The organism is Deferribacterota bacterium (genome assembly GCA_034189185.1).
Lineage (GTDB): Bacteria > Chrysiogenota > Deferribacteres > Deferribacterales > UBA228 > UBA228.
In genome coordinates, this window is record JAXHVM010000250.1 from 1 (window position 1) to 2,018 (window position 2,018).

The window sequence follows — 2,018 nt, forward strand, 5'->3', positions numbered from 1 at the left end:
AAGATTATTAATGATGTATTTTTTTTAGTAAAATTTAATAGATTATTATTTTCAACTTTATAAGATATATATTCATTAATAATTACATATAACCCCATACCAATTGAAAATTGAGCTATAAAGACGTGGAATGTTGCGATACTAGATATTAATATAGCTGGATGGATATAATTAAAATAATTATAAAACATATTTTATGTTATCAGTTTATTGTCAAAAATCAAGTTTTTATATTAAGCTTTTTATGTTATAACTTTTTAATTCTTTTATAAAATTATTATTAATTTTTTTTAATGCTTTTCGAATGGTGCATTCTTTTATATGTTTACAAAAATTGTTATCAAATAAACATTTGTTTAAATAAATAAAGTTCTCCCCTTCAACTGCGATAATAACATCATATATCGTTATATCTTCTATGTTTTTAGCTAGTTTATAACCACCATATTTACCTCTAATAGAGCTTAGAATATTTGATTTTGTTAATGATTGTAAAATTTTACCCAAAAAACTATCAGGTATGTCACATTCTTTTGATAGTTCTGAACGCATAAATATATTTTTACTGTTTTTTTTAGCCATATATGTTACAACCCTTAAAGCATAGCCTGATGCTATTGTCATTCTCATAATTAGTGTTATTAATATAATAGTAAATATGTCTTTTATATCAAGAAGATTTGCACTTATAATGTAATTATAAAAAAAGGTTTTGACACAATAAAATAATTTATAAACCTATTATTTAGCAAAATTATTTTTATTAGTAATAATTATATAGTCTCTTATATAGTTAGAAAAGCATAGTAATAGTTTAGAATAGATTAAATGGTTAATAAAAGTAAGTTAATTAATAAAATTAATGTGTAATGTATAAAGTAAGCACAACAAATTGTTATTAAAATAAATCTCCTCAAAAAACTATATAAAAAATTATTTTAATTAATGACTATGAAAATATCAAAAAGATAATTATTTAAAAGAGCCTTTGTAATATTAAGTATCATTTCCAAATGTATACTAAGCTTATTCTCCCTAAGGTAGGTAGTATAGATAAAGAAGATTCTAATTAATGGATTTTTTAATATAGAACATTCTTTATTTAAAACAATTATTATTGCTATTAGAGCCTAGTATATTAGGTAATTATAAAAATCTATTTTCCTGAAGTAAAGAAGGGGAATAAATTGCTTGACTCTTATTTAAGATTAAATATAATTGTAATAATCATTTTAAAAAAGTAGTCTAAATGTTAGCAATCTGTCTAGCAATTACATATTGCTCTTTCTTTCTAAGTCATTGTTTGATGTTCAATGATATTGTGCTTCTTTTATTGATATTATTATATATTGTAAAGTTTATATTCCTTGCCTATTTACAGCAATTTATTATATATTACATTAAAAAAGGGACTGACTATGGATATCCAAACGCTTGACACGCTATTTTTAGGGCAAGAAGGTTCAATTGGTGTTTTTGTGATCGAAACAGATGAAGGCCCAGCTCTTTTCGATACAGGTCCAGCCTCTGCCCTCGATGGGCTCATACGCTCCCTTGAGAAAGCTGGCATATCCCCTAAGGATGTCCGGCACGTCTTTGTAACCCATATACACCTAGACCATGCGGGTGCTGCTTGGTGGTTTGCCCGTCAAGGGGCTAAAGTTTACGCTCATGTAAAGGCAGTTCCACATTTGGCTGACCCATTTAGGTTATGGAGTTCCGTAAAGAGGCTATACGGCAGTATGGCTGAAACGTTATGGGGAGAAATACACCCTGTCCCCTACTCAAACCTCAGGGTTCTTGGAGATAACGAACAAGTCTCGCTCGGCGATGTGAACATTATTGCTTTGGATACGCCAGGCCATGCTATCCACCATCTAGCTTATATGGTAGATGGGGCAGTGATCTGCGGTGACATCGGCGGTGTTCGCTTCAATAAGGGGCCGGCAATTCCCCCTTGTCCACCGCCTGACATAAATATTAAAGACTGGATCCACTCAATAGAACGTCTTAGCGCC

The 2,018-nt window shown here is 29.7% G+C and carries 3 protein-coding genes; 1 reads left to right on the plus strand and 2 read right to left on the minus strand.

Annotation, left to right across the window (positions count from 1 at the left end):
• Window positions 1–228 precede the first annotated feature (228 nt).
• Together SVN78_10535 and SVN78_10540 are read right to left on the minus strand one after the other, a co-directional pair.
• Window positions 229–630: an Rrf2 family transcriptional regulator gene (locus tag SVN78_10535; GenBank protein MDY6822041.1), complete on the minus strand. Its 402-nt coding sequence runs from the start codon at window positions 628–630 to the stop codon at window positions 229–231.
• Between the two features lie 745 nt (window positions 631–1,375).
• Window positions 1,376–1,570: a hypothetical protein gene (locus SVN78_10540; GenBank protein ID MDY6822042.1), complete on the minus strand. Its 195-nt coding sequence runs from the start codon at window positions 1,568–1,570 to the stop codon at window positions 1,376–1,378.
• On the opposite strand from SVN78_10540, the gene SVN78_10545 reads away from it, so the two are divergent.
• The coding region (locus SVN78_10545) for an MBL fold metallo-hydrolase (GenBank protein ID MDY6822043.1) at window positions 1,479–2,018 on the plus strand (540 nt) is incomplete at its 3' end. The two genes, SVN78_10540 and SVN78_10545, sit on opposite strands and share 92 nt — an antisense overlap.